The organism is Devosia aurantiaca (assembly GCF_011058215.1).
GTDB lineage: Bacteria > Pseudomonadota > Alphaproteobacteria > Rhizobiales > Devosiaceae > Devosia > Devosia aurantiaca.
The window spans coordinates 1,222,535-1,247,401 of the sequence record NZ_JAALFG010000001.1 but is presented as its reverse complement, the minus strand read 5'-3'; the positions used below and the strand labels follow the sequence as shown (position 1 = coordinate 1,247,401).

20 protein-coding genes, 1 tRNA gene and 4 pseudogenes are annotated in these 24,867 nt (G+C 62.9%); 13 read left to right on the top strand and 12 right to left on the bottom strand.

Annotated elements, in window-relative coordinates; all coding sequences use genetic code 11:
- Positions 1-14: 14 nt before the first annotated feature.
- From G5575_RS06395 to G5575_RS06375, 5 genes and pseudogenes are all read left to right on the top strand, one after another.
- A complete protein-coding gene (locus tag G5575_RS06395) occupies positions 15-1,286 on the top strand; it encodes an ABC transporter substrate-binding protein (RefSeq protein WP_235935623.1) in 1,272 nt (423 codons plus the stop codon).
- A 54-nt stretch (positions 1,287-1,340) separates the two neighbouring features.
- Entirely contained in the window at positions 1,341-2,255 is a 915-nt protein-coding gene (locus tag G5575_RS06390) for a carbohydrate ABC transporter permease (RefSeq protein ID WP_164533541.1), read from the top strand.
- Positions 2,245-3,085: pseudogene (locus G5575_RS06385) on the top strand (carbohydrate ABC transporter permease). The gene G5575_RS06390 and the pseudogene G5575_RS06385 overlap by 11 nt, the downstream one beginning before the upstream one ends.
- Positions 3,086-3,096: 11 nt before the next feature.
- On the top strand, positions 3,097-4,140 hold the full coding sequence (locus G5575_RS06380) for an ABC transporter ATP-binding protein (protein ID WP_164533540.1): 1,044 nt from the start codon (positions 3,097-3,099) through the stop codon (positions 4,138-4,140).
- Between the two features lies 1 nt (position 4,141).
- Positions 4,142-4,825, top strand: a complete 684-nt coding sequence (locus G5575_RS06375) for a hypothetical protein (protein WP_164533539.1) — start codon at positions 4,142-4,144, stop codon at positions 4,823-4,825.
- An 89-nt stretch (positions 4,826-4,914) separates the two neighbouring features.
- On the opposite strand, the gene G5575_RS06370 is transcribed toward G5575_RS06375, so the two are convergent.
- Positions 4,915-4,991 (bottom strand) — tRNA-His (locus G5575_RS06370).
- 300 nt (positions 4,992-5,291) lie between these two features.
- On the opposite strand from G5575_RS06370, the gene G5575_RS06365 reads away from it, so the two are divergent.
- The 6 genes from G5575_RS06365 (at position 5,292) to G5575_RS06345 (ending at position 12,667) form a co-directional block, all read left to right on the top strand.
- On the top strand, positions 5,292-6,797 hold the full coding sequence (locus G5575_RS06365; RefSeq protein ID WP_164533538.1) for a hypothetical protein: 1,506 nt from the start codon (positions 5,292-5,294) through the stop codon (positions 6,795-6,797).
- Between the two features lie 7 nt (positions 6,798-6,804).
- Positions 6,805-7,719, top strand: coding sequence for a sensor histidine kinase (locus tag G5575_RS21585; RefSeq protein ID WP_328765912.1), 915 nt, complete (start codon positions 6,805-6,807; stop codon positions 7,717-7,719).
- Between the two features lie 130 nt (positions 7,720-7,849).
- Positions 7,850-9,328 (top strand): ABC transporter substrate-binding protein, encoded by a 1,479-nt coding sequence (locus G5575_RS06360; protein ID WP_164533537.1) that lies wholly within the window; start codon positions 7,850-7,852, stop codon positions 9,326-9,328.
- A 24-nt stretch (positions 9,329-9,352) separates the two neighbouring features.
- Positions 9,353-10,300, top strand: coding sequence for an ABC transporter permease (locus G5575_RS06355; protein WP_328765875.1), 948 nt, complete (start codon positions 9,353-9,355; stop codon positions 10,298-10,300).
- Positions 10,297-11,136, top strand: a complete 840-nt coding sequence (locus tag G5575_RS06350; RefSeq protein WP_164533536.1) for an ABC transporter permease — start codon at positions 10,297-10,299, stop codon at positions 11,134-11,136. Before G5575_RS06355 ends, G5575_RS06350 begins: the two co-directional genes overlap by 4 nt.
- Positions 11,123-12,667, top strand: a complete 1,545-nt coding sequence (locus G5575_RS06345) for a dipeptide ABC transporter ATP-binding protein (protein WP_164533535.1) — start codon at positions 11,123-11,125, stop codon at positions 12,665-12,667. Before G5575_RS06350 ends, G5575_RS06345 begins: the two co-directional genes overlap by 14 nt.
- Here the strand turns inward: G5575_RS06345 and G5575_RS06340 are convergent.
- The 10 genes and pseudogenes from G5575_RS06340 to G5575_RS06300 form a co-directional block, all read right to left on the bottom strand.
- Positions 12,664-12,891, bottom strand: a complete 228-nt coding sequence (locus G5575_RS06340) for a DUF3072 domain-containing protein (RefSeq protein ID WP_164533534.1) — start codon at positions 12,889-12,891, stop codon at positions 12,664-12,666. The two genes, G5575_RS06345 and G5575_RS06340, sit on opposite strands and share 4 nt — an antisense overlap.
- 81 nt (positions 12,892-12,972) lie before the next feature.
- A complete protein-coding gene (locus G5575_RS06335; RefSeq protein ID WP_164533533.1) occupies positions 12,973-13,947 on the bottom strand; it encodes a Bug family tripartite tricarboxylate transporter substrate binding protein in 975 nt (324 codons plus the stop codon).
- A gap of 98 nt (positions 13,948-14,045) precedes the next feature.
- Positions 14,046-15,361, bottom strand: a pseudogene (locus G5575_RS06330) (GH1 family beta-glucosidase).
- A 215-nt stretch (positions 15,362-15,576) separates the two neighbouring features.
- Positions 15,577-16,275 (bottom strand): annotated as a pseudogene (locus G5575_RS06325) (Mrp/NBP35 family ATP-binding protein); the annotation flags it as partial.
- On the bottom strand, positions 16,275-16,499 hold the full coding sequence (locus G5575_RS06320) for a hypothetical protein (protein ID WP_164533532.1): 225 nt from the start codon (positions 16,497-16,499) through the stop codon (positions 16,275-16,277). The gene G5575_RS06320 and the pseudogene G5575_RS06325, both read right to left, overlap by 1 nt.
- Before the next feature lie 145 nt (positions 16,500-16,644).
- Positions 16,645-17,298 carry a fructose-6-phosphate aldolase gene (gene fsa, locus G5575_RS06315; protein ID WP_164533531.1) on the bottom strand — a complete coding sequence of 218 codons (654 nt, stop codon included), beginning with the start codon at positions 17,296-17,298 and terminating at the stop codon, positions 16,645-16,647.
- Between the two features lie 79 nt (positions 17,299-17,377).
- On the bottom strand, positions 17,378-18,562 hold the full coding sequence (locus tag G5575_RS06310; protein ID WP_164533530.1) for an amino acid aminotransferase: 1,185 nt from the start codon (positions 18,560-18,562) through the stop codon (positions 17,378-17,380).
- A 126-nt stretch (positions 18,563-18,688) separates the two neighbouring features.
- Positions 18,689-19,408 carry an electron transfer flavoprotein subunit alpha/FixB family protein gene (locus tag G5575_RS21580; protein ID WP_328765874.1) on the bottom strand — a complete coding sequence of 240 codons (720 nt, stop codon included), beginning with the start codon at positions 19,406-19,408 and terminating at the stop codon, positions 18,689-18,691.
- 17 nt (positions 19,409-19,425) lie between these two features.
- Positions 19,426-19,611 carry a hypothetical protein gene (locus G5575_RS20120; RefSeq protein WP_235935622.1) on the bottom strand — a complete coding sequence of 62 codons (186 nt, stop codon included), beginning with the start codon at positions 19,609-19,611 and terminating at the stop codon, positions 19,426-19,428.
- On the bottom strand, positions 19,611-20,369 hold the full coding sequence (locus G5575_RS06300) for an electron transfer flavoprotein subunit beta/FixA family protein (RefSeq protein ID WP_164533529.1): 759 nt from the start codon (positions 20,367-20,369) through the stop codon (positions 19,611-19,613). Before G5575_RS06300 ends, G5575_RS20120 begins: the two co-directional genes overlap by 1 nt.
- 259 nt (positions 20,370-20,628) lie before the next feature.
- Between G5575_RS06300 and G5575_RS06295 the strand changes: the two genes are divergently transcribed.
- On the top strand, positions 20,629-21,798 hold the full coding sequence (locus tag G5575_RS06295; RefSeq protein ID WP_164533528.1) for a M20 aminoacylase family protein: 1,170 nt from the start codon (positions 20,629-20,631) through the stop codon (positions 21,796-21,798).
- Positions 21,799-22,066: 268 nt separating this feature from the next.
- A pseudogene (locus tag G5575_RS06285) lies at positions 22,067-23,132 on the top strand (AbrB family transcriptional regulator).
- A 69-nt stretch (positions 23,133-23,201) separates the two neighbouring features.
- Here the strand turns inward: G5575_RS06285 and G5575_RS06280 are convergent.
- A complete protein-coding gene (locus tag G5575_RS06280; protein ID WP_164533526.1) occupies positions 23,202-24,833 on the bottom strand; it encodes an alpha-glucosidase in 1,632 nt (543 codons plus the stop codon).
- Between the last annotated feature and the right edge of the window lie 34 nt (positions 24,834-24,867).

The window sequence follows — 24,867 nt, the reverse complement described above, 5'->3', positions numbered from 1 at the left end:
AACAGGAGGATACGTTGTCTAAATTCACATCGCTTAAATCAACGGCCGCACTGGCCGGCATCATCTTGCCCCTCGCCTGGAGCGGCGTGGCCTGGGCACAGGACGCGGTCAATCTGCGCATGACGATCTGGAGTGCCAACGAGGCGCATCTGGCGCTGTTCAACGAGATCGCCGCGAGCTTCAAGGCCGACAACCCCAATGTCACCGTGACCTTCGAGCCGATCCCGTTCGACAATTACACGACGACACTGACCACCCAGATCGCCGGCGGCAATGCGCCGGATCTCGCCTGGATCTTCGAGACCAGCGCTGCCGACTTCGTCAATTCCGGTGCGCTCTTCCCGTTGACCGATACGCTGAGCAATGCCGAGGGCTATGACCTGGCCGATGTTTCGACCGGTCCGCTCGAACTCTGGAGCAAGGACGGCACGCTTTATGCCTATCCGTTCTCGACCTCGCCATTCGGTGTTTTCGTCAACAATGACGTCATCACCGCTGCGGGCGCGCAAACGCCGGCCGAGATGATCGCGGCGGGCACCTGGACCTGGGACAATGCCATTGCCACCGCCGAGGCCCTGGCTGCCTCGGGCAAGAGCGGGCTCATCATCCGCGACTTCGACTACAAGACCTGGCAGAACCTAACCTCGGTCTATGCCGGTTGGGGCGCGGCGCCCTGGAGCGAAGACGGCCGGACCTGCACCTTCACCGAACAGCCGATGGTCGATGCGATGAGCTTCATCCATGACGCCATCTTCACCAAGAAGGCCATGCCCGGCCCCGGCGAAACGGCCGACTTCTTTGCCGGCGACGCGGCGATGACCGTCACCCAGATCAGCCGCGCTTCGCTGCTGCCCAAGGAAAACGCCTTCGATTGGGACCTCGTGCCGCTGCCGGCGGGTCCGGCCGGCGAATACGCCATGATCGGCCAGGCTGCGATCGGCGTCTTTGCCGCCAGCCCCAATGCGCAGGTCGCCGCGGATTTCCTCGGCTACATGACCAATCCGGAAAACTCGGCCAAGCTCAGCCAGTTCTTTCCTTCGGCCCGCCAGTCGCTGCTGACCGCCGAGGCCCTGGGCAAGACCAATCCGCTCCTTTCGCCCGAACAGCTCGACGCCGTGGTCATCAACGGCATCACCAATGGCAAGGTCATCCCCGGCCATACCGGCTTTGCGCAGATTCAACAGACCGTGCGCGCCGGCCTCGATAGCCTTTGGGTTGCCGATGCCGACGTTCCGGCCGTGATGGCCTCGATCTGCGACAGCATCAATCCGATGCTGATGCGCTGATCGATCCTCAACGGGGCCGCGCGCCGGCCCCGTCCCGACTCCCGGAGCCTTTCCATGACAACGGCAACGACACCAAGAAAACGTCCGTTCTGGACCATCGAGCGGCGCGATGCCATTGCCGGCTACACGTTTGTCGCGCCGCAGCTGATCGGCACGGTGGTCTTCGTGCTGATCCCGCTGGGCCTTGTGTTCTGGTATTCGCTGCACGAGTGGAACGTGCTGGCCAACAGCTTCAACTTCGTTGGCGACGCCAATTACCAGCTGCTACTGCGCGATCCGCAATTGCCGCGGGTGCTGACGGCCTCGGCGATCTTTTCGGCGGGGCTGGCGGTGCTCAACATGAGCCTCGCGCTGCTGCTTGCCGTGTTGCTCGACCAGAAGCTGCGCGGCATCGTGGTGTTTCGGACGCTGTTCTTTTCACCGGTGGTCGTCTCGCTGGTTGCCTGGACCATCGTCTGGAGCTTCCTGCTGCAGAACAATGGCGGCATCAACGGCTTCTTGCAGATGATCGGCATCCAGGGGCCGAACTGGCTGCGCGAGCCGGGGACGGCGATGGTCTCGGTGATCGTCGTGCAGGTGTTCAAGAATGTCGGGCTCAACATGATCCTGTTTCTGGCAGCGCTGCAGGGCGTGCCCAAGGAACTCTATGAGGCCGCGCGCGTCGATGGCGCTTCGGCGTGGAAGCAGTTCCGGCGCATCACCGTGCCGATGATCTCACCGACGATCCTTTTGACCTCGATCATCACCATTGTCGGCTCGCTGCAGGTCTTTGCGCAGATCGCGGTCCTGACCCAGGGCGGTCCGGGCGTCTCGACGACGGTGCTGGTCTATTACCTTTACCAGCAGGCCTTCCAGTTCCACTATTTCGGCTATGGCTCGACGCTGTCGATCCTGCTGTTTTTGATCGTTGCCGTGCTGACCTTTGTTCAGTGGCAGCTGCGCAAGCGGATCGTCTTTTATGAAAACTGAGCTTCCCCCGCGTGCAGATCGCGCTTTACGGGTTGATGTGCGTGCTGCTCATCCCCTTCGTCTTTCCGACCTGGTGGATGCTGACCTCTTCGGTCAAGCCGATCAGCGACATCTTCGCCTTTCCGCCCGATCTTTGGCCGCGCCGCTTCGACTGGACGACCTATGCCAAAGTGTTCGAGCTGCAGCCCTTCGGCCAGCAATACTGGAACTCGGCCTATATCGCGGCGATCGTCACCGCCGGCACGATGATCTTTTCGTCCATGGCCGGCTATGCCTTTGCGCGCATCAAGTTCCCGGGCAGCAATTTCCTCTTCACCGTGGTGCTGCTGGGGCTGCTGATCCCCTCGGAAGTCACCATCGTGCCGCTGTTCCAGATGTTTTTGGGCTGGGGCATGATCAATACGCATTGGCCGCTGATCCTGGTGCCGATCTTTGGCGCGCCGTCGGTCTTTGCCACCTTTGTCATGCGGCAGTTCTTCATCGCCCTGCCCGGCGAGCTCGAGGAAGCGGCGCGCGTCGATGGCCTCGGACGGTTCAAGATTTTCTGGATCATCGCGTTGCCGCTGGCAAAACCCGCGCTCGGCGCGGTGGCGATCTTCACGTTCCTCCATAGCTGGAACCTTTATCTCGAACCGATCGTCTTCATCTCCTCGCGCAACATGTTCACCCTGCCGCAGGCGCTGACCCAGTTCACCGACGCCTATGGCGGCGCCATGTGGAACATCCAGATGGCGGCGGCGACAATGACGGCGCTGCCGGTCCTGGCCGTCTTCATCATCGCCCAGAAGCAGTTCGTCGAGGGCCTCGCCCATACCGGCCTCAAGGGCTAAAGGAATTTTCGATGGCGCCAGTCACGCTCCACCACGTCAAGAAGAACTACGGCGACGTTGCGGTCATCCACGGGGTCGATATCGACATTGCCGATGGTGAATTCGTCGTGCTTGTCGGGCCGTCCGGCTGCGGCAAGTCCACCCTGCTGCGCATGATTGCGGGCCTCGAGACCATCAGCGATGGCGAAGTCTCGATCGGCGCCCGCGTAGTCAACGATCTCGATCCCAAGGACCGGGACATCGCCATGGTGTTCCAGAATTATGCGCTCTACCCGCATATGACGGTCGCGACCAATATGGGCTTTTCGCTCGAACACCGCGGCGCCAGCAAAGCCGAGATCGCCGAGCGGGTGAAATGGGCCGCCGATATCCTCGGCCTCGTGCCATTGCTCGACCGTTATCCGCGCCAGCTCTCCGGAGGCCAGCGCCAACGCGTTGCCATGGGACGCGCCATCGTACGCAATCCGCAGGTGTTCCTGTTCGACGAACCGCTGTCCAATCTCGATGCCAAGCTGCGCGTCGTCATGCGCGGCGAGATCAAGAGCCTCCACCAGCGCCTCGGCGTCACGACGGTTTATGTGACGCATGACCAGGTCGAGGCCATGACCATGGCCGACAAGATCGTCGTCATGAATGGCGGCAAGGTGGAACAGATCGGCAAGCCGCTCGATCTTTACGACCGGCCGGCCAACCAGTTCGTTGCCGGTTTCATCGGGTCGCCCGCGATGAACTTTGTCGGCGGCAAGATTACGCCAAATGGCTTTGAGGCGGCAGGCACGACCCTGCCACTGCCCGCTGGTGTCACCGGTGGCAATGCCGTCTATGGCATTCGCCCCGAACATTTCGAGCTCGCTACCGATGGCCTCCCAGCCACGGTGCTGCTGGTCGAGCCGATGGGATCGGAAACCCAGGTCACCATGACGCTGAGTGAACATAAGGTCATCGGCGTGTTCCGCGAGCGCGTTCAGGCGCAATCGGGCTCGACCATAACCGTACGGCCCAACCTTGCCCATGTGCATCTCTTCGACGCTGCGACCGGCTCCAGGATCAACTAACATGCCGACCTATCCCGAGACGCCGCTTTATCGCGCGATCATTTCCGGCGCTTTTCCGATCATCGTTTCGCTGCCGCGCCACGACATCGATCTTGCCAAGGCCGCGCTCGATGGCGGCGCCGGCGCGATCAAGGTGCACCTCAATGCTCATCACCGCGCCAGCGGCACGACGTTTGGCAACTATACCGAAGAGCGGCCGTTTCTCGAAGCACTGGCAAAGCTGGGCGCGCCAATGCTGGTAATGGCAGGGCAGGAAACGGTGCCGACCCTCGGCGAGATGAATGCCATGGCTGATCTCGGCTTTGAGGGCTTCAACGTTTATGTCGATCACCTGCAACCGCATCTTTTGGATTCGCGGTTGCGACCGATGCCGGCATTGTCGTCGACGAGCACGGACGAGGACATTTCGCGTCTTTCCGCGATACCCGGCGCAATGATCGAAGCCTCGATCATGACCTTCGACGACTATGGCAAGCCGCTGACCGAAGCCGACATCGCCCGCTACGAGCACATCGCCAAGCTCTCGAGCGCGCCGATCATTGCGCCAAGCCAGAAAAAATTCACGCCTGCGGACATGCCGGCCATGCAAGCGGCCGGGATCGCAGCGCCGTTACTCGGCGTGATCGTCACCGGCAGCACGCCACAGGAAATTTTGTCGAGCATCAGCGCTTTCGCCAAGCGGTAAAGCGCCCACATCCAAGATACTGTCGGCCACACGGCTCGCCTCGAAAAGGCGGGCCTTTTCTTCGTCTGACGCAAATATCGAGAGGAGAGTGGTACCGCCTCCCCGGATTGAACGGGGGACCTCTAGATCCACAATCTAGCGCTCTAACCAACTGAGCTAAGGCGGCAAAAGGTTTGGGGCGGCAAAAGCTCTGCCCGAAAACGCGCGGAACATAGGTCGAGATCGTCGCGATGACAAGCCGTGTTTTTGCCATTTGTGGATAGCCTAGTCGATCGCCTCGGGTCTTCCCCGCGCGCGTGACCAAACGTTAGGGAAACGGGCTTAACCATGGAATGCAAAGGTCGTCGTGCGCATCCGGGTGGCTCTGGATTCGTGGTGACGGGCACTATATTGAAGAACACTTAATGAACCTGGCGCATGTGTTCCGTTATGGGACAGGAGCCGAGTGGACGTTCGAAGGCAGTCTATGAATGAGCGCTGGAGCACATTGCCGGATGCACGCCGCGTTCTGCCTTTGGCGGAAGACGCGCGCCCGGCCTGGCTTTGGTCGCAGGACGGGCAGAAGCTGATCTGGTCCAACCGGGCAGCAGAGCTGTTTGCTGCCAAGATCAAGAAGAGCGCGCTCAAACTGGCGCCACCGGCCGTGCCAATCAAGGGGCAGATCAACCGGATCATGCGGCTCGGCACGACGGGCCGCAGCAGCCTGGCGCGCATCCAGTTCCTGACCGGCGAGCGGCCGGTTTCGGCCACGTGTTCGACAACGCCGCTGGTTTGGGAAGACAGCGAGCCGGTGCTGCTGATCACGGCAGTCGATCCGATCGCCGACGATATTTTGGCCCTGGCGCGCGGGGAAGCCGAGCCGGAGCTGGTGCAGCCCATCGAAGAGCCGCTACGCGACGAGCCGGTGCCCGACGCGGCCTATGAGCATGAGCTCGAAAGCTGGCGCGAGGCCGATGCGGAGACCGTTTGTGAGCCGGCGCCGGCAATGGAGCCAGACCCTGCGGCCGATGCGCCGGAGCAGTGGAGCGCGGCTTTGGCCGAGGATGAGCCTGTAGCTCCCGTTATCGAGCCCGTCGACCCTGTTGCCGACCCTTTTGATCCCGTTGTCGAACCGGTCGGCGCTGCTGTCGAAGACAGTCAGGGCGCCAACCGGCTCAGCAGCCTGATCGATCGCCTAGTAGCAGACGATGCCCTGTTTTCGCCATTGACCGAGGCGGATGACGTGGCGCCTGCCCCGGCCGCCGATGTTCCGGAACCGGCGCCGCTGCTGTTCAAGGTGACGGGGCGAGGCTTTATGCCGAACGTCGTCCAACCGGCCGAGCCCGTGGTGGAAGAAGCCGCGGTGCCCCCGCCACCCGATGCCGAAACGGTGGAGCGGGTGTCGCGCTATAATTTCGATGAGCTCTCCCGCATTCTGACGGATCGGGTCGGCAACCAGCCGCCGGCCACGACCAAGACGGAGACATCGACACCGGGCGCGCTGATCAATCTGGGTGGCGAAACGCTGGTGCTGAACCGGCTGCCGGGGCATCCTGGTGTTTCGAGACCAACAAATCCTTTTTGCAAACCGCGCCATCACCGAAATGGTGGGCTACGAGTCCGTCGAAAGCTTGCGCAAGGCCGGGCTTGCGGCGATGTTCCCCTCGGCGGGTGGCGACGACCAGAGTGCGGGACCAGTCAATCACCTGGTGCAGCGCGACGGTACGCTGGTGCCCGTGACGGCGCGGTTGCAGTCGATCTCCTGGCAAGGCCGCCCTGCCCTGATGTTGTCGGCGAGCACGACCGAAGTGCGAACCGGCCACGAAGACGCGGTCAAGGCTTTCGCGCAAAGCTTTGCCGATATCCGCGGCGATGGTTTTATCGACGCCAATCGCGCTGGCGTCGTCAATTTCGGCAGTGCCCAGGCCGCGAACCTGCTGGCGGGCGGCAAGGTACTAGCCGGACGGCCGATTGCCGATCTTGTCGGCAGTGACGATGTCGTGGCGCTTCGTGCTTTTCTCGAGCGCCCGGCACGGTTTGCCGAAACGGCGCGACCATGCCTCACCTTGCGCTCGGCGGATGGGCGCAGCGAAATTTTGCTTTTTGCGCTTGGTCAGGCCGGGGTCTTGTCCGGCTATTTCGGGCTTGTGCGCGGCCGCGAAACGGCGCCGGCGCGGATCAGTGCCGCAAGCGATGTCGATCCGGCACTGCTCGGGCGCATCAGCCGCGGCGTGCGGCGGCCGCTCAACACCATTGTCGGCTTTTCCGACCTCATCCGCTCCAAAGCCTTCGGCGCCCTCAACAACGAGCGCTATGAGGGCTATGCCGACGACATCGCCCGCGCGGCGCAGGAGATTGCCGCGCTCGTGGACGAACTCGACGACTATGCGCGACTGCGCGACGGACGCTACCTGCCGCAGCGGGCAAGCCTCGATCTCACCGCGCTTTTGGAAAGCTGCGTGCTGCGCATTCGTGACCAGGCCAATGCCAACCGCGTCATCGTCCGCAACGCGATTTCGGAAACCCTGCCAAGGATTACCGCCGATCGCGCGTCGCTGGCGCAAGCGGTGCTGAACCTTCTTGCCAGCGCCATCGACCAGACGCCGGTGGGCGGCGCCGTGGTGATCTCGGCACAGCGGCATGACGATGGCGCCATCGTCATCCAGGTGCGCGACAGCTCGGCAGGCGCGGTCGACATGTCCGAGCGCTTCGTGGTGTTCCGCGACGGTGTCGGGCGGGACGGGCAGGCGCTGGCGCCGGTGCGGTCAAGCGTTGGCCTTGCGCTCACGCGCTCGCTTTTGGCGGTCAATACGGTGTCATTGTCGGTCGATCCGGCGGGTGCGGAAGGGCTGTTGTTCAGCCTCAAGATCCCGGCCGACCTCGTCGACGAACGCTCGGCCGTTCGCGACAACTAAGGCAATGGGCAAATATGCCCTCCGCGTTCTCGGCAAGGGAAAAGTTTGGCCCTCGCAAAGGGTGCACGCAGCGGCAGTTTTGCCTATAGCTACGCGCGCGAGCGACTGCCGACTCGGTTGGAGAAAACCCATGAGCCTCAAGACCTCCCTCACCCTGGCCCTTGCCGGCCTCATGATGACCAGCGCAGCAGCCTTGGCCCAGCCGACCGAGATCAAGATCGGCGTTGCCTTCGAGCCGCCCGCACTCGATCCGACCGCCGGCGCGGCCGAGGCGATCGACGTCGTCGTCTACCAGAACGTCTTCGAGGGCCTCGTCCGCATCGACAAGGACGGCGCCGTGCAGCCGGGCCTCGCAGAGAGCTGGACGGTGAGCGATGATGGGCTCAACTACAGTTTCAAGCTCCATGACGGCGTCACCTTCCACGATGGCAGCGCCTTCGATGCCGAGGACGTCAAGTTCACCTTCGACCGCATCCTGGCCGAGGACAGCGTCAATGCGCAAAAGGCGCTTTATGCGCCGATCGCATCGGTCGAGGTTGTCGATCCCCTGACCGTCGACATCACCCTGTCGCGGCCGGATGGCCTGTTCCTTTTCAATATCGGGCGTGGCGATGCGGTGATCGTGGCGCCGGAAAGCGCCGACAACAATGCCACCGATCCGATCGGGACCGGGCCGTTTGCCTTCGTGCAGTGGGACCGCGGCAGCCGCGTGATCCTTGAGCAGTATGGTCCCTATTGGGGTGACAAACCGGCGCTGACCCGCGCCAGCTTCGTCTTTATCGGCGACACCGGGGCGATGACCAATGCGCTGCTGGCCGGCGACATCGACGGCACCAACAATTTTGCCGCCGAAGCGCTGCCGGTGTTCGAGGGCAATCCGCAGTTCAAGGTCCTGGTGGGCCTGACCGAGGGTGAAACCATCCTTGCGACCAACAACAGGAAGGCGCCCTTCGATAACCTCCTGGTGCGGCAGGCCATGGCGCATGCGCTCGATCGCGAGGAGATCATCGAAGGCGCAACCTATGGCTATGGCGCGCCGATCGGCACGCATTTCGCGCCGCAGAACCCGGACTATCTCGACCTCACCGGCACCTATCCGCATGACGTCGAAAAGGCCAAGGCGCTGCTCGCCGAAGCGGGCTATCCCGATGGCTTTTCAGCGACGCTGAAGCTGCCGCCGGTGGCCTATGCGCGGCTTTCCGGGCAGATCATCGCCAGCCAGTTCGCCGAGGTCGGCATCAAGCTCGAACTGGTCAATGCCGAGTTCGCGCAGTGGCTCGAAGATGTGTTTGCCAACAAGGACTTCGACCTCACCATCATCAGCCATGTGGAGCCGTTCGATATTGGCATCTATGCCAACCCCGACTACTACTTCGGCTATGACAATCCCGAGTTTCAGGCGCTCAACGAGACCCTCACCGCGACCACGGACGCGGCCGAGCGCACCAAGCTCGTACAGCAAATGCAGACCATCATCGCCGAAGATGCGGTCAACGGCTACCTGTTCGAACTGGCGCAGACCGGCGTCTGGAACGCCAAGCTCGAAGGCATGTGGCCGAACTCGCCCGTCGAAGGCGTGGTGCTGCGCGATATCCACTGGACGGAATAGTATGGGCTCGGGCAGGAGGGAGGCGTGCTAGCCTTTCTCCTGCGCCGTTTTGCCGGCTTCGTGCTGATGCTTCTGGCATCGGCAGCGGTGATCTTCCTGCTGCTCGACCTTTTGCCGGGCGACCCCGCCCGGTTCATCCTCGGCATCAATGCCAGCCCCGATGCGGTAGCTGCGCTGCGCCTGCAGATGGGGCTCGATGCGCCTGCCCTGGAGCGGTTCTTGCAGTGGCTGGGCGGCATGCTCGGGGGCGACTTCGGCATGTCCGTCACGCAGCGATTGCCGGTGGCGCAGCTGATCGTCGAACGGCTCGCGGTGACTTTGCCGCTCACCATTCTTGCCATGCTGATTTCCATGATCGTGGGCTTGCCGCTCGGCATCCTGGCGGCGCGGCGGCGGGGCAAGCCGGCGGATACGGCGCTGATGGTGCTAGCGCAAACCGGAGTGGCCGTGCCCAATTTCTGGTTCGGCATGCTGCTGACTCTGGTTTTTGCCGTGACGCTGCGCTGGCTTCCGACCGGCGGCTTCGTGCCCTGGCATGAGGATTGGATCGGGTCGCTGCGCAGCCTCGTCCTGCCCAGCCTGGCGCTGGCGCTTCCGCAAGCGTCAATCCTGGCGCGAGTGATGCGCACGGCTCTGGTCGACGTCATGGGCCAGGATTTTATCCGCACGGCGCGGGCCAAGGGCATGACCATGGATGAGGCGATCTGGCGGCACGGGGTGCGCAACGCACTCCTGCCCGTGCTGACGATCCTTGGCCTGCAGTTCGCCTACCTCGTTGCCGGGACGATCATTGTCGAAAACGTCTTCTTCCTGCCCGGACTGGGCCGTCTGATCTTCAACGCTGTGACCGAGCGCGATTTGATCCTGGTGCGCGGCGCCACCATGGTGCTGGTCGTCGTGGTGACGGCGACCATGCTGATCACCGACTTGACCTATGCCTGGGTCGACCCGCGCCTCAGAGTGCGCGCATGAGCTGGCGGCACAATCCCGGCCTCGTCGGCGGGCTGATCGCAATCATCATTTTTGCAGCTCTTGGGCTCACCTCGCTGTGGTGGACCCCCTACCCCATTCAAGCGATCAGCGTCGCCGACCGCTTTCAGCCGCTGGGGCCGGAACACTGGCTCGGCACCGACCATTTGGGGCGGGACCTCCTGTCCATGGTGATGCACGGCATCCTGACCAGCCTGCTGGTCGCTGCGTCCGGCGTCGTCATCGGTATTGGCGTCGGGGTGCCGATGGGACTTGCGGCAGTGGCCTGGGGCGGCTGGGTTGAATGGCTGGTGCTGCGCCTTTCGGACCTGGCTTTTGCTTTTCCCGCCTTGATCGTTGCCATCCTGATCGCGACGCTCCACGGACCGGGCGAGCTCAACGCCATCATTGCCATCGGCATCTTCAACATTCCGGTCTTTGCCCGGGTTGCGCGTGGCGGGGCGCTGGCGATCGCAACCCAGGATTATGTCGCTGCGGCGCGGCTTGCGGGCCTGGGCAATGCAGCCATCGCGGCGCGCCACCTGTTGCCGAACATCGCAAGCCTCATCATCGTCCAGGGCACGATTCAGCTGTCGCTGGGCATTCTGGCGGAGGCTGCGCTCTCCTATGTCGGCATCGGCACCCAGGCGCCGGAAACAAGCCTTGGCCTGATGCTACGCGACGTGCAGGGCGTGTTCCTGATCCACCCCTGGCTCAGCGTGCTGCCGGGCCTGACGATCGTTTTTCTGGTCATAGCGCTCAACATTGCGGGGGACGGCTTGCGCGACGCCATCGATCCGCGCCTTCGCCGCCAGGGGATGAACCATGGCGCTGGTTGAGATCGAGAACCTTTCGATCAGCTTCGGCGGCCGGCCGGCGGTGCGGGGGCTTTCACTTAACATCGAGCGTGGCGATCGCTTCGGGATTATCGGCGAAAGCGGTTCGGGCAAGTCGCTGACCGCTTTGGCGATCACCGGGCTGTTGCCTGAGACCGCGAAGGTCTCGGGACAAGTGCGTTTCGACGGCGCTCCGTTGCCGTCGAACGAGCGGGAGATGGCGCGCCTACGTGGCAAGCACATCGGCATGGTGTTCCAGGAGCCGATGACGGCGCTCAATCCGTTGATGACCATTGGCGACCAGATCGGCGAAGCGGGCACCCTCGCCGATATAGCCACGGACATTGACGGCCTCCTGCAGGAAGTGGGACTGCTGCCGCCTCATGGCGCTAGATTTCCGCATGAGCTTTCCGGCGGGCAGCGGCAGCGGGCCATGATCGCCATGGCATTGGCGAGCCAGCCGGAGCTGATGATAGCGGACGAGCCGACATCGGCGCTCGATGCCATCACCCAGCGCAAGGTGCTCGACCTGATCGGCGACATCTGCGAGCGGCGGCGAATGACGCTGATCTTTATCAGCCATGATATTCGTGCCGTCGCCGCGCTTTGCACCAAGGTCGCCGTGATGCGCGCGGGCGAAATCGTGGAGCAGGGTTCGATTAACGCGGTGCTTCAATCCCCGAAGGCCGAGTACACACAGCTTTTGCTGGCTGCGAGCCGCATGGAGCGGCGGCCCCGGAGCGCCCAAGCCCGCGAGGCTTTGCTGACGGTCGATGCGGTCAGCCGCGACTATGGACATGGCGGCTTCTGGCTTTGGCGCCAAAAACCAGTGCGCGCCGTGGACCGCGTGAGTTTCAGCCTGGGACGAGGCGAAAGCGTTGCACTGGTGGGCCCGTCCGGCTGCGGCAAGAGCACGCTGGCGCGCATGATCGTCGGCCTCGACAGTGCGACCGAAGGCCAGTTCCGGCTGGACGGCACGCTTTATCACGGTCGAGACCTTCCGCCTTTGCTGCGAGCGGGCGTTTCACTTGTTTTCCAGGACCCGTTCAGCAGCTTCGACCCCCGCATGACGGTGGGCACTTCGCTCGGCGAACCGCTTCGCTTGCTGGGCCAAATGACGCGTGAAGAACGGGAGCGTCGCCTCGTGGAAGCGATTGCATCCGTTGGCCTCGACCCGGTCATGCTTTCGCGCTATGCGCACGAATTTTCCGGCGGGCAGCGGCAGCGACTAGCCATCGCTCGTGCCATGGTGACCAAGCCACGGTTGCTGGTGCTGGATGAACCGGTGTCGGCGCTCGATGTGTCCGTGCGCGGCGATGTGCTCAACCTGCTTGCGCGGCTGCAAGAAGAGCACGGCCTTACCTACCTCATCATCAGCCACGACCTCGACATGGTCGCTGCGATGGCCGACCGGGTGCTGGTGATGGAGGCGGGCAGGATCATCGAACAAGGACGTCCGAACGATCTTTTCGCCCGGCCGCAACACGAACTGACGCGCGCCCTCATGGCCGCGCGCCTGCCGGATGTCGTTTAGTTATCGAGGCCCACTTCGCCGCGGAGAGTGTCGATGCGCTTGGAGGCTTCGGCTTTGCTGAGATCTTCGGCGAACTGTTCGGGCTGGTGGGCCTGCTCGGACAGGGTCTTGAGGTAGGAGGCCTGGGCGTCGGTCATTGGATCGTCGCCGGTGGTCCAGGTGTCAGGATCCTTCTCGAGATTGGAATGCTCGCTCGGTTCGATCTTTTGCGTGGGGGTGGACATGAGAGAACTCCTTGTTGTTCTCTAAATGTTCGCGAGCCCCTTCCGTTCCCGAAGGGGCCGGGCTTTCACCCGGCCGTGATGCTATTGGATGGAGACACCGGCTTCCTTGATGACCGGAGCCCAGCGGGCGACTTCGCTTTGAACATGGGCGGCCAAGTCTTCGGCGCTGGAGCCGACGACGACGGCGCCGGCTTCGGCCAGCCGGGCCTTGACGGCAGGATCGTTGACGGCAGCGACGGCGGCTTCATTGAGCTTGGCGATCACTTCGGGCGGCGTGCCGGCGGGAGCGAAGAGGGCGTTCCAGGTGTTGGTTTCGTAGCCCGGCACCCCAGCTTCATCCATGGTCGGCACATCGGGGAAGCTGGCGCTGCGTTCGAGCGTTGTCACCGCCAGGGGCTTGAGCGTTCCGGCCTTCATGTGTTCGCTGGCGGAGGGCAGATTGTCGAATATGATCGGCACGGCGCCGGAGAGCGCATCGACCAGAGCCGGGCCTGAGCCCTGATAGGGCACATGGACCATGTCGGTGCCGGTCATAGACTTGAAGAGCTCGCCGGAAAGATGAAGCGGCGTGCCGTTGCCGGACGAGGCATAGGCGTGCTGCTCGGGCTCGGCCTTGAGCTTGGCGATCAGCTCCTCGACCGAATTGGCCGGAAATTCGGGATTGACCAGCAGGACGTTGGGCACCGTCACCAGCAAGGAAATGGGCTCGAAGTCGGCGCTCGGATCAAAGGGCGGCGTGGCGTAAAGCGAGGCGCTGAGGGCATGGGTCGCAATGGTACCCATGAGGATCGTATAGCCGTCGGGCGCCGCGTCGGTCACGGCCGTAGCGCCAACGACGCCGCCGGCACCGGCCTGGTTCACCACGAGAACATTCTGGCCCAGCTGCGCGGTCATGGCTTCGGCGACGATGCGGCCGACAAGATCGGTCGAGCCGCCGGCAGCGAAGGGCACGACCAGGTTGATCGGCTGGGTCGGAAAATCCGACTGCGCAGCAGCGGGCGCGGCAAATGACAGCGCTCCCGCGATGAAGGCGGGCACAACAAAAGCGAGCTTCATGACTATGTTCTCCTCCTTGTGGCGCATTTTTGCGCCCGGGCCGAATTGAGACGGCTCGGGCACGAGGCTATCCGCGCGGGGAGATCAGAACAAGCGGCCTACTTGGTGTTGTGCAAGAGGCCCTGGAAGGAACGATAGCTGGCCTTGGGCGTGCGCTTTTGCGTGGCGTAATCGACATGAACGAGGCCGAAGCGCTTGTTGTAGCCCTCGGCCCATTCGTAATTGTCCAGCAGCGACCAGGCGAAATAGCCGCGCACATCGGCGCCTGCCGCGCGCGCCGCAAGAACAGCCCTGAGGTGATCGTCGTAATATTTCACGCGGCGCGGATCGTCATTGCCTTCGACCTCGGCCATGCCATTTTCGGTCACGTAGACCGGGATCTTGGTGTATTCGTTAGAGACCCGGATCAGCAGATCCTGCAGGCCCTGCGGATAGATTTCCCAGCCAATATCGGTCTTTTCCAGCGGACCCTTGACCTGGTCAACCGGACGGCCGGGCTCGGTCGAAGCCTTGTAGAGGCCGCGGGTATAGTAGTTGATGCCCAGCCAATCGAGCGGGCGCGACACGGTTTCCATATCGGCCTGGTAGTTGGCGGGCAGATAGGGCTCGAGCCACTTGGTCAGCACTTCGGGGTATTGGCCCTTGAAGACGCCGCCGAGATACCAGCGATTAAAGAGCGCATCACCGAAATTGGCGGCCTGCTTGTCGGCGTCACTCTCGGTCGCCGGTTCAGACTTTTCAAGGTTGAGCACGATGCCAAGGTTCTTGGCGCCGCCGGCACGCAGGGCATCGATGGCGGTGCCATGGGCGAAGAGCACATGGTGCATGGCGCGGGCCGCGGCGCGAAGATCGCGATAGCCGGGCGCGTGAATGCCGAGATAATGGCTGAGAAAGGCGACGCACCAGGGCTCGTTAATGGTGGCGGTGGCCTGGAGGCGATCACCGAACTTGTCGGCAACGAGGCTGGCATAGTCGGCGAACCAGCCGGCAATGTCGCGGTTCATCCAGCCCCCGCGATCCTGCAGGGCGGAGGGCAGATCCCAGTGGTAGAGCGTGGCGTAAGGCTTGATGCCGCGTTCAAGCATGCCATCGATCAGGCGATCGTAAAAATCGATGCCTTCCTGGTTGGTTGCGCCGGTGCCTTCGGGAATGAGCCGCGGCCAGGCAAAGGAGAAGCGATAGGCATCGAAGCCGCCGTCGCGGATAAGGTCGAGATCCTGCGGCCAGAGTTCGTAATGATTGCAGGCGTTAAGGCCGGTATCGCCGTTGTGGACATTGCCGGGGTGGCCGAAAACGTGTCCCAGATCGACTGGCCGCGACCGTGGCTCTGCGTAGCGCCCTCGATCTGGTAGGCGGCCGTGGCGACGCCAAAGGTGAATTCGGGACCGAAATCCTTGCGATCGAATGAAAACATAACCCCTCCCAACCGGCGCCTTGCCGCTTGTCTAAGGCGGATAGCACCGGCAGGATTGCGGTTGCAATCGATTTAAGCGGGTCTATGCCAAGGTGGCGATCAGGCGCTGGGCGATGGCGCGGTAGGCGGCAGCTTCGGGGCCGGTGGGGGCGGCGATGACGGGGGGTGCCGGCGTCGGAGTTTTCGCGGATAGACATGACCAGCGGGACCGGGCCGAGGAAGGGGATGGCGAGGTCTGCGGCGGCTTTTTCGGCGCCGCCGGTGCCGAAGATGTCGTAGCGATTGCCGGTGTCGGGGGCGATGAAATAGCTCATGTTCTCGACGAGGCCGAGCACGGGCACGGACATGCGGCGGAGCATGTCGATGGCTTTTTGCGCATCGATCAGGGCGAGGTCTTGCGGGGTCGAGACGATGACGACGCCATCGACCACGGTCTGCTGGAAAAGGGCGATATGGATGTCGCCGGTTCCCGGGGGCAGGTCGATGACGAGGACGTCGAGCTCGCCCCAAGCGGTTTCGCGCAGAAGCTGGCGGAGGCCGGAGGTGGCCATGGGTCCCCGCCAGACCACGGCCTGGCCGGGGACCAGCATAGAGCCGATGGAAATGGCTTTGATGCCAAAAGCCTGGTGCGGGGAAAAGATGCCGTCGTCGCGAATGGCGGGCTTGCCTTCGAGGCCGAGGAGCTTGGGAACAGAGGGGCCATAGAGGTCGGCGTCGAGAAGACCAACCCTGAGGCCTTCGGCGGCGAGGGAGAGCGCGAGATTGACGGCGGTGGTGGATTTGCCGACGCCGCCCTTGCCGGAGCCGACGGCGATGATGCGGCGTACGCCGTTGACCGGGGTTTTACCCGCAGGGACCGGTGCGCCATGGGAGAATTTTGGGGCATTGCCTTTTTCGGCGGTGATGGAGACCATTACCTTGCGAGCGCCGCCGAGGGCTTGCGCGGCTTTTTGCGCTTCGTCGCGAGCGGGGCCGAAGGCGGCTTCATGCCGGTGGCGACAGCTATGGCAAAGGCGATGGCGCCTGGGGTGACGATGATTTCAGAAAGGCCCGCATAGGTCGCAAGGTCCCCGCCGCCGGGAATTTCAACACGGGCGAGAGCGGTTTTGATCTGAGCGGCGAGATCGGTGTCGGCCATGGTTGTCGGGCACAAACGTGCCGCAACTCCGCTGTCATGCCGGCGCAGGCCGGCATCCATCCTGATGACGATCCCCGCACATGCATCTCAGGATGGACCCCGGCCTGCGCCGGGGTGACATCGCGTATGCGGGAATATTTGCGTGCTAGAGAATGCTCTGGCCCGTGCCAGCCCAGTCCTTGACGAAGCCGTCGATGCCCGAATTGGTCAGCGGGTGGTTGACGAGCTTCTTGATGACGTCGGGCGGGATGGTGGCGACGTCGGCGCCGGCGAGAGCGGCTTCGGTCACGTGGTTGGGGGAGCGGATCGAGGCGGCCAGGATCTGGGTCTCGAACTGGTAGTTGTCGTAGATGGTGCGAATGTTTTCGATCAGCTCCATGCCATCGAGATTGATGTCATCGAGGCGGCCGATGAAAGGGGAAATGTAGGTGGCGCCGGCCTTTGCAGCAAGCAAAGCCTGATTGGCCGAGAAGCAGAGGGTGACGTTGGTCTGGATGCCGGCATCCTTAAAATGCTTGGTGGCTTTGAGGCCATTGAGCGTCAGCGGCAGCTTGATGACGACGTTCTTGGCGATCTTTGCGAGGTGTTCGCCTTCGGCGACCATGCCGTCATATTCGAGGCTGGCGACTTCGGCGGAGACTGGGCCGGGGGTGATGCCGGCGATTTCCTTGATGACTTCCTTAAAGTCACGGCCGGACTTGGCGATCAGCGACGGATTGGTGGTGACGCCATCGACGAGGCCGGCTTCATGAAGTTCCTTGATGGCGGCGGTATCAGCAGTATCGACAAAGAACTTCATCGTTCCCTCCTAAAAGACGTTTCACTCCGGCCAGTTAGCCTGAATGTAATCATGGTGGCAGAGCGCCGCAAGCTTGGGCTCAGCGGACGGCGCCCAGGAATGCATCGGCGAGATCGCCGACGCGATCTTCCGGGATGCCTGCAACATTGATGCGACTATCGCCAGTCATATAGACGCCATTGGTGGCCTTAAGATGTTCGACGGCGTCGTTTGTGAGCCCGAGCAGCGAAAACATGCCGCGGTGGTCGGCGACAAAGTCGAAATCGGTGGAGTTGGAGCGCTCGCGGATCGCGTCCGCCAGCTTCTTCCGCAGCGAGATCATGCGGTTACGCATAACGGCCAGTTCTTCCTCCCATTCGGCGCGCAGGGAGGCGTCTTCGAGAATGGTGCGGATGATTTCGGCGCCATGATCGGGCGGCTGCGAATAGGCGCCGCGGATGATGTTAAGCAGCTGGGAATTGGTGGTTTCCGCCTGCTCGGCATTGCGCGCGACGAGAATGGCAGCGCCGACGCGTTCGCGATAGAGGCCGAAATTCTTGGAGCCCGAGAAAGCTACCACAGCTTCGGGAACCGAGGATAGAATCTTGCGCGTGCCATAGGCGTCGGCCTCGATACCGTCGCCGAAGCCAAGATAGGCCAAGTCGATGAAGGGCAGTGCACCGGTGCGGACAAGGCTTTCGGCGACCTGATCCCACTGCGCATCCGTGAGATTTGCGCCGGTCGGGTTATGGCAGCAGCCATGGAGCAGGACGACGTCCTCCGCGCCCAATCGGTCAAGCGCTGCAAGCATTTGCTCGAATTTGACGCCGCGCGTTTCGGGGTCAAAATAGGGGTAGGTCGCGACCTTGAGGCCGGAATTGATGGCGATCGGGTTGTGGTTGGCCCAGGTCGGGTCGGAAACGTAAACCGTGGCGCCGGGTCGGGCGCGGTTGATCAGCTGCATCAGGACCCAGAGCGAACCGGTGCCGCCGGGGGCCTGGGCAATGCGGACGCGGGAACGGTCGATGCTATCGGCCAGGACGAGATCGAGCACGGCTGCGCCGTAGCCCCTTGTTGCCGGCGATGCCGAGGTAAGTCTTTGTTTTTCGTTCGAGAGGATGCGCTCTTCGGCCTTGCGAACGGATCGCATGACCGGGGTCACGCCCTGTTCGTCCTTATAGACGCCGACACCGAGGTCGATCTTGGTCGAGCGGCTATCGGCCGCGTATTCGCCCATCAGCGCCAAAATCTTGTCGCCGGGAGCCTTGGTGAGGTTTTCGAACATGGTCGGAAAGTCCGGTCAGGGGAGCGGGTTGGTTATAGGCGGAAAGACAATTTTTGCAATTGGAAGAAAGGCCCCTCACCCGGCGCGGCGCGCCGACCTCTCCCCGAAGGGGCGAGGTAAGAGGGTTCAGCGTTTGAGGCCGAGCCTGTCGAGTTCAACAGTCAATTGTGGAAGGATTTCAAAGAGATCGCCGATGAGGACGATGTCGGCGATCTTGACGATGGGGGCTTCGGGGTCGCTGTTGATGGCGATGATCTTCTTTGCGCCCTGGATGCCGGCGAGGTGCTGGAGGGCGCCGGAGATGCCGACGGCGATGTAGAGGTCGGGAGCGATGATCTTGCCGGTCTGGCCGACCTGCCAATCGTTGGGGGCATAGCCCGCGTCGACGGCGGCGCGGGTGGCGCCGACTGCGGCGCCCAGGGTTTTGCCGAGCTTTTCGATCAGCGCAAAACCTTCGGCGGAGCCGACGGAGACGCCACCACCGACGACGATCTGCGCTGTGGAGAGGTCGGGGATGTCGCTTTCGCTGCGGTGTTGGGCGATCAGCCTGGCGGCAGAAACGACAGTGCTATCAATGTTTTCGACAGGGGCAGAACCGCCCTGCCCGGCTGGCTGGAAGGCCGAGGCACGGAAGGTAAGGACGTGCTTTGGCTGATTGTCGGTCACCGTTTGGAGCGCGTTGCCGGCATAGATGGGGCGGGTAAAGCGGGTCGGTCCGTCGACCGCGACGATGTCGGTCACCGGCTGGATATCGAGCCTGGCGGCGAGGCGGGGGATGACGTCTTTTCCCAGCGTAGAGGCGCCAGAAACAAGATAATCGTAGCTCTTCGATAGCTCGAAAAGCACGTTGGCGATGGCATCCGCTAACGGAGGGTTAACTTTACGACCAGCACCTTGCTAATGCCGGCGATGGCAGCAGCCGCCGTTGCAGCTTCGGGACTGGTGACTAGCAAATCGACCGGCCCGAGCTGGGCCGCAGCGGCAGTGATGCGGGCGGTGGCGGGCGACAGTTTCTGGTTGTCGAGTTCGGCGAGGACCAGGACGCTCATCAGATCGCCTCCATCTCGTTGACGACCGTGGCGATGACGCCAGCAAGGTCGGAGACCGAGCCAACGGTCTTGCCGGCGAGACGCTCAGCTGGCGGGGATATCTTTTCGACGGTCAGACGCGGGGAAAGGTCGACGCCGAACTCTGCGACAGGACGAACGGCGAGCGGCTTGGAGCGCGCCTTCATCACCATGGGGAGGGCAGCGTTGCGCGGCGTATTGAGGCGAAGGTCAGAGGTGACGATGGCGGGGAGCGGCAGGGCAATGGTCTCGCGGCCGTAATCGACTTCGCGGGTCACCTCGAGCTCGGTGCCGCCGAGCTTGATCTCGGAAGCAAAAGTGGCCTGGGGGCGATCGGTCAAGGCGGCGAGCATCTGGCCGACATGGTTGCTATCATCGTCGACCGCCTGCTTGCCGAGAAGCACAAGGTCGGGCTGTTCTTCGGCCACGACCTTGGCCAGGAGCTTGGCGATGGCGAGGGTTTCGAGCGGCTGATCGGTCTCCACCAGGATGCCGCGATGGGCGCCCATGGCGAGGGCGGTGAGGATCACGTCGTTGGAGGCCTTCGGACCGATGGACACGACGACGATTTCGTCGGCCTGACCCTTTTCAGCGAGCTGGACCGCGGCTTCCACCGCGTGCTTGCAGAAAGGGTTCATCGACATGCGAACGCCGGTGGTCTCGACGCCGGTGCCATCGGGGCGGACGCGGATGCGGACGTTGTGATCGACCACGCGCTTGACCGCGACGAGGATTTTCATGAGCTGCTCCACGAAGTTGGGGCTTCCATCGCAAAAAGGGGTGGGTGGGGCAAGGGAGCGAGGGGGAAAAAGGGTGCGGCTGGGGCGGAAATATTGGAACGGCGTGTTCGTGGAAGCGCCGACACCCCCTTCCGAGCTGCTCTAAGCCTGGCGGCTAAGCTTGGCTTGCCTTCCCCTCAAAGGGGAAGGTCGACCCGGTGGTTGACGTGCGAGCTAGGGACAGAGACATTGGCGTGTCTTTGTCCAGTTGGTTTGATTTATGCCTGTTCTTAACCGCGTCGCCGAGTTTCAAGCCGAGGTCGCCGAGTGGCGGCAGGATTTGCATCGGCATCCGGAGGTGCTGTTCGACGTGCATCGGACCGCCGGCGTGGTGGCGGAGAAGCTTCGGGCATTCGGCTGCGACGAGGTGGTGACCGGCGTCGGACGGACCGGGGTGGTCGGGATCATCAACGGAAGGGGCGGCGCCGGTGGGCGCACCATTGCGCTGCGGGCCGACATGGACGCATTGCCGATGACGGAAAAGTCGGGCGCCGACTATGCTTCGGTCAATCCGGGCAAGATGCATGCCTGCGGGCATGACGGGCATACGGCAATGCTTTTGGGCGCAGCCAAGTATCTGAGCGAAACGCGCAACTTCGATGGCAAGGTCGTACTGGTGTTCCAGCCGGCCGAAGAAGGCGGCGGCGGCGGCAAGGTGATGCTGCAGGACGGGCTGGTCGAGCGCTTCGGCATCGACGAGTTCTATGGCATGCACAATTGGCCCGGCATTCCGGTCGGACAATTCGGGATACGAGCCGGCGGCATCATGGCGGCGACGGATCGTTTTTATATCGACGTCGAGGGTGTCGGCGGACATGCGGCGCGGCCGCAGACGACGGTGGACCCGATCATCGTTTCGGCGCAGCTGGTGACGGCCTTGCAAACGATCGTCTCGCGCAATCTCGATCCGCTGGAAAGTGCCGTGCTCAGCGTCACCATGGTGGAAGCGGGCGAGGCAGACAATGTCATATCGCGCACGGCCAAGATCACGGGCACAGTGCGCACGCTCGATGGCGCGGTGCAGGATTTCATCGAGGCACGGCTTGGCGAGTTCGTGCCGCAGTTTGCCCAAAGCTTTGGGGCCAAGGCGTCGATCCGCTATGCACGCGGTTATCCGGTGACGGTCAATTCGCCGGAGCAGACGGCGTTTGCGGCGGACGTGGCGCGCGATGTGGTCGGCGCAAGCAATGTCGATGACGATGCGGCGCCGTCGATGGGCGGGGAGGATTTTTCCTTCATGCTCAACGAGAGGCCGGGCGCCTATATTTTTATCGGCAATGGCCCGACGTCGGAGCTGCATACGGATACGTATGATTTCAACGACGAGGCGATCCCGGTGGGGGTGAGCTATTGGGTCAGGCTGGTGGAACGGGCACTACCCCTAAGGTAAGGCACCCCCTCCCTAGCTCTGCTAAGGTCCTTCTGACCTAGCGGCGCTACTCCTCCCCTCTGAGGGGGAGGGTCGGTGCGGTGGTTGGGCAAGATAGTGCAACAAACTGGATGCCCCACCTTCGCCCTTGAGGGGAAGGCAAGCGGAGCTTAGCCGACAGGCTTAGCGCAGCCCGGAAGGGGTCGGGTCGTGCAGGTACTCTCTTACGCATGGGGCATTGCTGGGTTGGTGCCTGTTCGATCGCGGCGGAGGGGCGTAAGAGGCTCCCATGGCTTCGATGTTTTCCCTCCCCTCGCCCCGCACGCTCGTTGCGGTTTTCCTGACCATTGCGATTTCGGCTGCCGGTGGCGGCGTGGCGACTCTTCTCGGCCTGCCGGCCGGGTGGTTGATGGGTGGGGCATTGGCAGTGACGGTGGCGGCCATGATGGGGGCGCCGGTGACCCTGCCCTGGCCGTTGCGCGAAGTGACCTTCGTCCTGATCGGCATGTCGATGGGGGCGAGCGTTGCGCCCGATAGCTTGACGCTTCTTGCCAGCTGGCCGATCAGCCTCGGCTTTGGCGCTGGAACTCGTAATTATCATCGCCACGACCGGCTGGATGCTGAGCAAGGTGTTCAAGCTCGATCCGGGCACGGCTTATCTCAGCTCGTTTCCCGGGCACCTGTCGTTTGTGATGGGGATCGCGGCGAGCGGGGTCGGCAATGCGCGGCAGATCGTCATCATCCAGGTGATCCGCATCCTGATGCTCACTATTGCGGTGCCAATCGGGGCGGTGTTTCTGCCGATCGACCATTTCGAGCCGCCGGTGGCGACCGCTTTCCTGAGCCCGGTACAGCTGGTGTTGCTGGCGGCCGGATGCATCGCGGCGGGGCTGGTGTTCAAGTGGATAAGGGTGCCGGCCGGCATGGTGCTGGGGGCGATGGCCGCGGCGACCGCGGCAAAGCTCGGCGGGCTTTATACCGAATCCATGCCGGGGCCGCTGGTGATCATCACCTTCGTTTTGACCGGCGCGATGATCGGCTCGCGCTTCGTCGGCATTACGCGATCGGAGTTCATAGCGGCGGCCAAGGGCGGGCTGATCGCGACGGCCATGACCGTAGCCATCGTCACGATCGTGACGGTCGGCGTGGCGCAGGTGGTGGACATGCCGTTCGGCCAGCTCTGGCTTGGCCTGTCGCCGGGGGCGCTCGAAGGCATGGGGGCGCTCGGCATCGCGCTGGGCTATGACACGGCGTTCATCGCGGCCCACCATGTGATCCGGCTGCTGATGCTGAGCTTTGCGATACCCGCCGTGGTGTGGTGGGTGCGGCGACGGGAGCGGCTACCCCCACCTTAGTTCCGCTACGGCCTTTGGCCTAGCTTCTCTATCCTCCCCCTTGAGGAGGGGGAGGATACGCAGGAGCCGTTAGGCTGTGTACGCGACCCTGCCTTCGCCAGCGGGGGCTGGGAGGATGGCGGCGGCGTTGGGGCCGAGGATGAGGCTCGAGCGGTCGAGGGTGGCGTTGTGGCTGACCGGTTCCAGGGCAAGCTCGATGTCGTTGAGCGCAACCGTGCGTTCTTCGGCGGAGAGGTTGAAGACGCAGATGAGGTCTTTGTTGCCGGCGGTGCGGCGGTAGGCGAGGACGGGTTCGTCGGTGTCGAAGAAGGCGATGTCGCCGGTGACCAGAGCCGGGTGCGACTTTCGCCAGGCGAGGATTTGCCGGTAAAAGTTTAGGGTAGACGTTGAGTCCGCGTTTTGTGTTTCAACGCAGAGCGCCGCCGCGGCGTGCTTGACCGGAAGCCAGGGCGTGCCGGTGGTAAAGCCGGCATGATTCATGTGGTGTTCCCAAGGCATGGGCGTGCGGCAGCCATCACGGCCCTTGTCTTCGGGCCAGAAGCGCTTGCCGCGCGGGTCGGTCAGCTCTTCGTAAAGGATGTCGGCCTCAGGCAGGCCAAGCTCTTCGCCCTGGTAAAGGCCGACCGAACCCTTGAGGGTCGTGATCAGCGTCACAGCCTGGCGCGAGAGATCGCGCGGCGAGACGCTGTGCGGCGCCCAGCGGGTCATGTGGCGGACAACATCGTGGTTGGAAAAGCTCCAGCACGGCCAGCCATCGGAATCTTCCGCAAAGAAGGTCGAGACCTTGCCGCGGAAGTGGGCGGCGGTGAATTTGGGCCCCAGGAAATCGAAGGAATAGCACATGTGCAAAAGGTCGGTGCCGGACGTGTATTGGCGCATGAGCTCGACGCCGCGTTCGTCGTCGCCGACTTCGCCGACCGTGGTGGTGCCGGGATATTCGTTGAGCAGCGCGCGAACACGGCGCAGCCAGTCGAGATTTTCGGGCTGGCTCTTGGAATATTTGTGGCTCTGCATGTCGTAGGGATTGATCGCCGGCTGGCCGTTGAGCGCGACGAGCGGCGGATTGGAGCGCAGTTCGGCGTCATGGAAGTAATAGTTGACGGTATCGAGGCGAAAGCCGTCGACGCCGCGATCGAGCCAGAAGCGCATGATTTCGAGCACCGCTTCCTGAACCTTGGGGTTGTGGAAGTTGAGATCGGGCTGCGAGGTCAGGAAATTGTGGAGGTAATACTGCTTGCGCGAAGTGTGCCATTCCCAGGCGGAGCCGCCGAAGACGGAGAGCCAATTGGTCGGCGGGGTGCCGTCGGGGTTGGCATCGGCCCAGACATACCAATCGGCCTTGGAATTGGTGCGTGAGAAGCAGGATTCGGCGAACCAGGGATGTTGATCGGAGGTGTGGCTCACCACCTGATCCATGATGACCTTTATGCCCAGGGCATGGGCGCGGTCGATGAGGACGTCAAAATCGCGCAGGGAGCCGAAGAGGGGATCGACCTGCATATAGTCGGAAACGTCATAACCCATGTCCGCCATCGGAGACTTGGTGATGGGCGAAAGCCAGATGCAATCGACGCCCAGGCTGGCAATATGATCGAGGCGATCGATGATGCCGGCTAGATCGCCGATGCCATCGCCATTGCTGTCCTGAAAGGATCGCGGATAGACCTGGTAGATTACGCCGCCGCGCCACCATTCAGTCATAGACATTGCTCCAAGAATTCCAAATCGGGCGGCA